The organism is Flavobacterium sp. YO64 (assembly GCF_004119505.1).
GTDB classification, from domain to species: Bacteria; Bacteroidota; Bacteroidia; order Flavobacteriales; family Flavobacteriaceae; genus Flavobacterium; species Flavobacterium oncorhynchi.
The window spans coordinates 26,302-35,535 of record NZ_NRQV01000037.1; the positions used below are offsets into that span (position 1 = coordinate 26,302).

Annotated in this window: 5 protein-coding genes; all 5 read right to left on the reverse strand. The window is 35.7% G+C overall.

The features are described from left to right. Positions 1-129 precede the first annotated feature (129 nt). The 5 genes from BOW57_RS18485 to BOW57_RS18505 all read right to left on the reverse strand — a co-directional run bounded on the left by BOW57_RS18485 (position 130) and on the right by BOW57_RS18505 (position 8,754). Positions 130-846, reverse strand: coding sequence for a thioredoxin domain-containing protein (locus tag BOW57_RS18485; protein ID WP_129056410.1), 717 nt, complete (start codon positions 844-846; stop codon positions 130-132). 70 nt (positions 847-916) lie between these two features. After that, on the reverse strand, positions 917-1,981 hold the full coding sequence (locus BOW57_RS18490) for a sterol desaturase family protein (protein WP_129056412.1): 1,065 nt from the start codon (positions 1,979-1,981) through the stop codon (positions 917-919). A gap of 197 nt (positions 1,982-2,178) precedes the next feature. After that, the gene (locus tag BOW57_RS18495; protein ID WP_129056414.1) at positions 2,179-4,104 is read right to left on the reverse strand and encodes an arylsulfatase; all 1,926 of its coding nucleotides are present in this window, start codon (positions 4,102-4,104) and stop codon (positions 2,179-2,181) included. A gap of 29 nt (positions 4,105-4,133) precedes the next feature. Continuing rightward, positions 4,134-5,606 (reverse strand): RagB/SusD family nutrient uptake outer membrane protein, encoded by a 1,473-nt coding sequence (locus BOW57_RS18500; protein WP_129056416.1) that lies wholly within the window; start codon positions 5,604-5,606, stop codon positions 4,134-4,136. A gap of 16 nt (positions 5,607-5,622) precedes the next feature. Next, on the reverse strand, positions 5,623-8,754 hold the full coding sequence (locus BOW57_RS18505; RefSeq protein WP_129056418.1) for a TonB-dependent receptor: 3,132 nt from the start codon (positions 8,752-8,754) through the stop codon (positions 5,623-5,625). Positions 8,755-9,234: the final 480 nt, after the last annotated feature.

Here is a 9,234-nt window from a genome sequence, read left to right on the forward strand (position 1 = left end):
AGTATTAGAGTGCTGGAAAAAGACGTTTCACTTGAAATAAAACGCATAGCATTATATGAAGAAATCGTGATTTCTTTAAATGATCTTTAAGCTGAATTTTAAATCTATGTTTCTATGTGTTAAAAAATATTATCTAGAAGCTAAAGCCGCATCAACATCGTTTCTTAAATCAGCTGAACCTTCTTTTTTAAATATAATTTTTCCGTTTTTGTATAAAATCAAAGTCGGGAAAACTTTTATTGTTTTTAAGTCGGCAATTACCTGCGGACTGTCTTCAAGATCGATTTCTACGATTTTTAAAGTATTGCCATATTGTGCTTTAATAGTTTCTAAAATTGGTTTTACTTTTTTGCAGGCACCGCAATAAACGGAACCTATATCTACTAAAACATCTTTGTTTTCGGCAATGATTTTTTTGTATTCTGCGAGCGTTAATTTGCTTTTAGAATTAGAAAAGAAAGGTTTTCCGTTACCAATCCAGTTTGCAATTCCGCCTTCTAAACTATAAGCTTCTTTAAAACCTTTTTTTAATAAATCATCAGCAAGCCAAACGCTTCTTCCTGCACCAATAGAATACGTAAATACAGGTTTTGTTTTATCTAGTTTTGCTATTTGTTCTGCATAATCTTTTGACTCCAGATTAAAATTTACGGCGCCAATAATATGATTTAAAGCAAATTCATCAGAACCTCTGGCATCGATTATTTGCGGATTTTTTTCGGCTTTAATTTTTGCATAAAACTGCTCTAATGAAATAGTATTTGAACTTTTGTTTTGTGAAAACCCTATAAAGGTAAAAAGCAATAATAGAGATACAATGCTGTTTCTTAATGTTTTATTTTTCATGATTAGTAGTTTTAAAAAGTAAGCAGTGTATTCAAGTTAAATTTTGAATGCACTGCTTAACTTTGTTTTTTTAAGATTGAACTTGTTCTAAAATTGGAGTAGGAGTATCTGCAGCTAAAACTGGTTTCGGTTTTAACGGAACGGATAAAACTCCTTCTGCCAAAGCGCTTCCTTCTTTTTTAGATTTGAATATCGGCCATAAAAACTGTGCATACCATTCTTCTTGTTTGTAGGATTTGATTCCGTACGATTTTGGAAATTTTCGGGTAATTAAACCAGTTCCAAAAATCACATCCCAAATGAAAAACATATTTCCAAAGTTTCCTTTAAAATGTCCAATACCGTCTCCGCTTGTATCTGCGTGATGTGCATGATGTGTAGCAGGCGTAGAAATTAAGCGTTCTAAAACCCAAGCAATAGGATGAAGCACTTTGTATTTGTAAAGCGGTTTATCCCAGGCAATACTTGAGTGTGCGCCAAGTGTGATAAAACTTTTTATTACTAAGACAAATAAAGCGGGCAAACCTAAACCTAAATAGGTTAAAGTTGCGGTTAAATATATTTGAGAGAAAAACACTGTATAAATGAAGTTTTGTCTAGAAAGCATCGCCATTCCCATATAAGGAGCAGAATGATGTGTTCTATGAAAACGCCATAAAAAAGGCACTTGATGGTGAAGTCTATGGTACCAATATTGCGTTAAATCATCGGCTACGGCAATTAAGAAAAATGCTCCCCAAAACGGAACCCATGATAATGAGTTTTCAAGATTTGGAATTAAAAAAGGTAAAACGGTTAAGCTGAAAAAGGCAATAATGGGCGGTAAAAGTAATTTTGGCGCCAAGAAAGAAACAATATCTATTTTGCGTTCTTCACCCGTCCATTGATCGTCATATAAACCCGCTGCAAATTCTATAACTCCCAGAACAAGCATGAAAACAGTTAATCCCCAAGTTCTGATATTGGCGAAAGCTGGTTTTGCAAATTCTAAAAATGAAGGTATCGTAAGATGCGATTCCGTTACGGGATTATTACTTAACTTGAAATATAAATATATTGCCAAAACGGGCAATGTGTATAACAAAAGGCTGATGGCTAAATCTCTTGTTAGTTTTGAGTTTTGTACTGCTGCCATGATTTTTTATTTTAAAAATTGATTAATTACTGCCAGTCCTCCAGCTAATATGGCCAGCGGAACTAAAAATAGGATTGTGCCTACGACAATCTTTTTTCCTATAATGATATAATCTACTAGTTTCATGCTGTTTTATTTTTTTGATTTCAAAATTGAATCAGGTCTTTTAGTTTTGTAAAAAGACTTGATTACTATTTTTAGTGTGTTGCTCCAGAACCTGATTGTGTTGCTTTTCTAGCAAGTTCCTGCAAGGTTTTGCCTTTGTCTTGACCGTTATTATGAATTCTACGGTTAAAAACGTCCTGCCAGTCAATCAGTGGATAAAGATTATTTTCTTTTGCCTGCTCATCAAATAGTTTTTTAAGCTCGGCTAATTTTTCTGGATACTTTTTTGCGAGATTATTGCGCTCATTAAAATCTTCGTTCAGATTGTACAATTCCCAAACATCATTATCGAAATTGCTTGGTTCTGGTTTTTCATTTTTGCCTAAAGAGCTTTTCAAGGCAAATGAATCTGGTAAATGAGCTGCGGCAGCTTTCCATCCGTCTTTATAAATAGCTCTGTTTCCAAAAATGTAATAATATTGAACTTTGTGCAGCGACTCGGCTTTTGGATTGTCTAAAGAAGCTTGAAATGACGAACCTTGAATAATATCCTGTTTAATTTCGCGAATATATTCCGGCGCTTTTATCCCGGCAATATCTAAAGTTGTTGGAAGCAAATCGGTTACATGGCTGTATTGATTTCTAATACCGCCTTTGTCTTTAATTCCGTTTGGATAAAATACAATAAGCGGATTACGCGTTCCTCCTTCAGAATGTGCGTCTTGTTTCCAGTTTTTAAAAGGAACATTTGTTGCCTGTGCCCATCCTAAAGGATAATTGGTATTTAAACCTTTTGCAGTTCCAATTTCTCCAATATTATCTAAATTGCTTTGCAGATTTTGCTCATCAGATTTTCCTTGAGAGAATAAACTTTGATTAATTGTACCTTGTAAAGTCCCTTCTTTACTAGCTCCATTATCTCCAATAGCGACAAAAATCAAAGTATTGTCTAATTGATTGCTTTCTTTTAAATAATTTACAACTCTTCCAATTTCGTAATCTGTATAGGTTAAATAACCTGCATATACTTCCATGAATCTAGCATATACTTTCTTTTGATCTGGCGTTAGTTTTTTCCAATCTGTAATTAATGGGTTGCGCTCTGGCAAAACGGCATTTGCAGGAACTACGCCTAGTTTCTTTTGGTTAGCTAATACTTTTTCGCGGTAAGCGTCGTAACCTTCATCAAATTTTCCTTTGTAAGCATCGCTCCATTTTTCAGCAACCTGATGTGGTGCATGAACTGCGCCCGGTGCATAGTATAAAAAGAATGGCTTTCCGGGTGCTGCTTTTTGTTGTTTTTGAATATAACTGATTGCTTTATCTGTAATTAACTCACTTAAATGGCGTCCGTCAGGCTTAATATGAACCTGATCTTCTACTAAATCAGGATTGTATTGATCGGTTTGCGAACCTAAGAATCCGTAAAAATGTTCGAAACCTTTTCCTGTCGGCCATCTGTCAAATGGTCCCGCATCTGTAGCTTCTTCATCTGGAGTAACGCCATATTTACCAACTGCAAATGTGTTGTAACCATTGTCGCGTAAAATTTCTGCGATCGTTCCTTTATCAGAAGGAATACGGCCGTCCCATCCTGGGAAACCTGCTGACATTACGGTATGAGAAAAACCGCTTACGTGAACTCTTGCAGAGTTTCTTCCCGTTAATAATGCCGCACGGGTAGGAGCACAAATTGCTGTAGTGTGAAAGTTGGTGTAACGCAAACCATTATTAGCCAAATTGTCAAATGTTGGAGTTTGAATTAATCCGCCAAAAGCACTTGACGCTCCAAAACCTACATCGTCTAATAATATCCAAACAATGTTTGGAGCGCCTTTAGGAGCTTTTACAGGATCTGGCCAGTATTCTTTAGACTCGGCTAAAGTTTTGCCAATTACACCTTTAAATTCAGCATTAGGATTTGTTTGGCTAAAACCGAATTGTGCGATAAGTAATGCAGTAATCAAAAGCCCTTTTTTTGGACTTTTGATTGTGATGTTATTTTTTGAATTTTTCATTTTTACTTCGTTTTTTGGTTATATGTTAATTAATATCCAGGGTTTTGTGGTAAGCCGTCAGGGTTAATATTTCGCTCGCTTTGCGGAATCGGATAAAGATTATTTCTTTCTGAAACGGAGTTTTTGGCGGTTACTTTTTTAACTTCGGTAACCAGAGTTCCCCATCGCACTAAATCAAACCATCGCTGTCCTTCTTGAACAAATTCTTTTTTGCGCTCTTCTTGTATGGCTGCTCTAAACGTTGTTTGTGTTAAACCTTTTAAATCTACTGTTGCATCAGGAGTCGTAATAGGTTTGCCAAAAGCTCTTCTTCTTACTTGATTAATTAATTCGTAAGCTTCAGGAGTTGGAGTTCCCTGCTCATTGATTGCTTCTGCCAGAGATAATAAAATATCGGCATAGCGAATTACAGGAAAGTTGATTGCTACGTTACCCGGAGTTGCCAGATTGGTTAAGTCCAGATACTTTTTGAAAATTGGTTTAGGAAAAGTGTACAAAGTTCCCGTTGCTGGATTAGGCAATTGTTTTGCATAGCTGACATCTCTTCTTGTATCTCCAACAGCATAAATATCATAGAACAAGGCTACATCCGAAATAATGTCAGCAGGTTCTGTAGCAGTAAATCCCGTGAAAGAAGTGGCTTGAAAAGTACTTCCGCTAGATCCGTTTCCTGCTTGATTTGGTTCAAATTGAACAGAGAAAATATGCTCTTTTCCGTTCTTTTTAGTTTTCGTAAAGATGTCTTGAAAGCTTTCAAACAATGCATATCCATAACCGCCGTTTATAACTTCTCGTGCTTTTAAAACGGCATTTGGCCAATCTTTTCTAGTTAAATACACTTTAGCCAAAATAGCTTTTGCAGCTCCAGACGTTGCGCGGCCGGCATCAGAAGCTGGGTAAGTTGGTGGCAGACTTTCAGCATCTTTTAAATCGGCAATAATTTGTGCATATACTTCTTCAACCGGAGCTCTGTTTGCTTTTAAACTTTGTAATTGAATAGAAGTTGGTTCATGCAAAACGATTGGAACTGCGCCCCAAAGACGAACTGCTTGAAAGTATAATAAGGCTCTAATAAATTTAGATTCGTTGATTAATCTCGTTTTAACAACTTCTGAACCAGATACTTTCGAAATGTTATCGATTGAAACATTGGCTCTGTTTATTCCAGCATAAATTTGACGCCAAGCGACTTGAACACGATCTGAAGTTGCATCGTGTGTTAAACTGCTTAATGCTCGAACCTGCGGATTTGTTGCTGAAACTCCGGCAGCTGCATAATCTGAAGCCATATCAGTTAGGAAATAAAGGTTTCGACCAAATAAACTTTGTTCTCCCGGATCAAGGCTTAAAGAAGCATAAACTGCGGTTACACTTGCAATGGCATCGTCTTGGGTTTTAAAATAGTTGTCTTCGGTTACAAAAGAGGTTGGTGTTACCTCCAGCTCAGTGCACGATACCAGTAGTCCGGCACTTAAAAGGAATGTTATAATAATCTTTTTCATTTTATATTTTTTTTACTTAGAAAGTTACGTTCAAGCCGGAGATGAATGTTTTTGAGTTTGGATACGATCCAAAGTCAATTCCCGGATATAAGTTATTTTGTTCGTATGAACTTACCTCTGGATCATAGCCAGTGTATTTTGTCCATGTAATTAGATTTTCGGCAGAGACATAAAACTTTACGCTTTTGGTGCCCAATTTTTTAGAAACACTCTTGGGTAAAGTGTAGCCAAGCGTAATTAATTTTAATCGTAAGAAAGAAGCATCTTCAACATAACGTTCAGAAACTATCCCTAAAGGAGAACTTGACGCTCTAGGTATTTCGTTGCTTGGATTTGTTGGTGTCCAGCGATCGACTAAAGTTGTAGCCGCGTTTGTACCAAGAGTCGAAATTTCTAATTGTTGGTTTAAAGCATTAAACACTTTTCCGCCATACGATCCTTGAAAAGAGAAATTCAAATCGAAGTCGTTGTATGAAATTGTATTGCTGAAACTTCCAACAAATTTTGGCTGAGATGTTCCAAGATCTCCTTTGTCAAGAGCTGTAATAACGCCATCGCCATTAGTATCAACATATCTTCTGTCTCCCACTTTTGTATTGGCTAAACTGTTTATTTTTGGCTGTGTATTTACCTCTTCCTGCGTTTGAAAAATACCGTTTGTCTTGTATCCCCAGAAAGTTCCCAGAGGTTTTCCAACTTTTACAATTACAGGCTGCTGCTGCAATAAAGAACCATTTGGCACAACTGGAAAAAATTGGTCAACACCATTTCCTATGGCTGTTACTTCGTTTTTATTGGCAGAAAACACAATGTTTGAGTTCCATGAAAAGTTCTCTGTTTTTATATTTTCAGTAGTTAAACCAATCTCGATACCTTTATTTTCAACCCCGCCAATGTTTTGTAATACCGTAGCATATCCAGAGGTTAATGGAACAGGAACGTTGATTAACAAATCGTTTGTCTTTTTATAATAAACATCAAAGACAAAGTTGATTTTTCGATCTAATAAGGATATATCTAATCCAACATTGTATTGATTTGTTTTTTCCCATTTCAAATCTGGATTTGCCAAGCGGGTAGGAGCTAAACCAGTTTGTAATGTTCCTCCAAAAGCATAATTTACAGAACCCATTGAGGCTAACGAAAGGTAGTTTCCAATTTCTTGATTACCTGTTGTTCCTGCTGTAATTCTTAATTTAGCTTCAGTTATGCCTTTAATATTATTTGCAAATTCTTCGTCGGTAATATTCCAAGAGAATCCTGCAGAAGGAAAGTACCCCCAAAGTGATTCTGATCCAAATCTAGACGAACCATCTGCACGAGCTGATAATGTAAAATTGTATTTTCCTCTGTACGAATAATTTACTCTCGTTAACCATGATTTCAAAACACTTTCAAAAGCATCACTATATGGTTTTACAGCTACACCATCTTGAAGTGCATTGTAAGTATTGGCATCATTTATAAAAGTATTTGCGCCTGTATTAACTACTTCGCCTTTAGTGTACTGAAGTGTGTATCCACCTAAAACCGAAAACTTATGGTTTTCTCCAAAATTGGTGTTATAGTTTAATGTGTTTTCATTTAAAACTGAACTTACTGTTCTGTCACCAACAGATGCTAGTCCTTTTGTTCCCGCTCCAGTTGTTGTATTGGCTGGAGCATAATAATTTTGTTTCGTCCCAATTACGTCACCGCTTACCGCAACTTTTGCCACTAATTTTTTGGTTATTTTGTATTCACCAAATAAGCTGGTTAAAATTCTATTGATTTTAGTTTCGTTAATAGTGTTGTCTAAATCATTAATTGGATTTGGAACAAAACCATTTACAGAAGTTGCATAAGGATTATTGGTTACATTGTAACTTCCGTCAGCATTTTTAATAGGAACGACAGGAGCAGTCAGTAAAACGCTAACAATTGGATTTGGGTTTCTTCCTGCACCAGCACCGCCATTTGTACCAACTCCATTTGAAACCGAATTGCTGTAATTTGCGTTTACTCCAAATTTAAAATTCTGAGAATAGTTTCTTTCATAGTTTATACGAAGTGAAATACGTTTAAAATCAGATCCCAAAACGATTCCTTCTTGATCAAAATATCCTGCAGAAACTGCATATCTAGATTTTTCGTCACCTCCAGAAAATGACAATTGATGGTTTTGCACAGGAGCCGCAGTTCTAAAAGCTGCTGATTGCCAATCGTAACTTCCAGAGTTTTTAAAAGCTTCTATTTGCGCAGGCGAAAATGAAGGAGCTTGTCCAATACTTGCCTGAACATCATTTCGTAAACTTGCCCATTCACTGGCATTCATTATGTTAAGTTTTTTCGAAACATTTTGAAATCCAAAATAACCTTGATACGAAATATTATCCTGTCCTTTTGTTCCCTTTTTAGTCGTAATTATAACGACACCATTTGCACCTCTAGAACCATAAATAGCTGTAGCCGAAGCATCTTTTAGCACCTCAATAGATTCTATATCGGCAGGATTTATAGTTGACAGTACATTTAAGCTGGCGCCTGCAAATGATACTCCTGCCGAACTGTTGCTGTTGTCATTGTAAATTAAAATTCCATCTACAACATAAAGAGGTTCGTTACCCGCCGTTATTGAGTTTCCTCCTCTAATACGTACACTTGATGATGCGCCAGGTCTTCCTGAGCTTTGCGTTACCACAACTCCTGCAACAGCACCTCTTAATAAATTATCTGCAGATGAGGTTACTTGAGATAGATTTGCTTTTGGCACAGAGGCTACTGAACCCGTAATATCTTTTCTTTTTTGAGTTCCGTATCCAACAACTACTAATTCGTCTAGTTCTTGTCGTTCCTCTTTTAAATGAATAATTACAGGATTTTTGTCTACAATTATTTCTAATTTTTTATACCCTATGTAGGTTACAATTAAAGTATAAGGCAGTTTTTGACCAGTTTGAAAGTAGAATTTTCCTTCAGCATCTGTTACAACGCCGTGGGTTGTACCTTTAATGTTTATTGATGCCCCAATGATGGGCTGATTTGTAATGTCGTCAATTACAGTTCCGTCGAGTTTAGATTGTATTAACGGTTTTGTATTTTGAGCCTGAAATTGCAGGGATGTTAACAAAAAGGTAACCCATAAAATGAGATTTATATTTTTTTTCATTTCTTTGTAATGGTTTTTAGTAATTAACAAGGCGCCCTGAAAGTTGATTTTTCAACTCTCTAATGTGTCCTTGATCTAGTGATAAATATTCTTTAAGCCTCGCCATTTCTGTTGCCGCAGAAATGGCTTTTTTTATTTACAGCAGCAGGTTTGCATCATTTTCATTTTAGTTTTTTTAGTTGTTAATTATTTTCTTTTTTAAAATTGAGATATATTCAAAGATCTTTCCGAAGCAGTTTAGTGCCGCAAATAGAGGTTTGGAATATAAAATGGTAATAGTGGTGGTGAAATTTAAAAGTCTCGTTTTATATTAGATTTTAAAATTAATCTATTGTAAACGAATAATTTGCCTTGGGAATTAGCAACAGAAGCACATATAACAAAATGTGTTATAGGTATATTTTTTAGGAAGAATGTAATACGATATGCTTTCGGTTGTTTTCAAAATATAATTTTTTTAGTTCAAATATTATTTTAAAC

What these genes read in the sequence shown, in the direction of transcription:
- BOW57_RS18490 (WP_129056412.1), bottom strand. Translation starts at nt 1,981, where the DNA reads ATGGCAGCAGTACAAAACTCAAAACTAACAAGAGATTTAGCCATCAGC.
- BOW57_RS18495 (WP_129056414.1), bottom strand. Translation starts at nt 4,104, where the DNA reads ATGAAAAATTCAAAAAATAACATCACAATCAAAAGTCCAAAAAAAGGG.
- BOW57_RS18485 (WP_129056410.1), bottom strand. Translation starts at nt 846, where the DNA reads ATGAAAAATAAAACATTAAGAAACAGCATTGTATCTCTATTATTGCTT.
- BOW57_RS18500 (WP_129056416.1), bottom strand. Translation starts at nt 5,606, where the DNA reads ATGAAAAAGATTATTATAACATTCCTTTTAAGTGCCGGACTACTGGTA.
- BOW57_RS18505 (WP_129056418.1), bottom strand. Translation starts at nt 8,754, where the DNA reads ATGAAAAAAAATATAAATCTCATTTTATGGGTTACCTTTTTGTTAACA.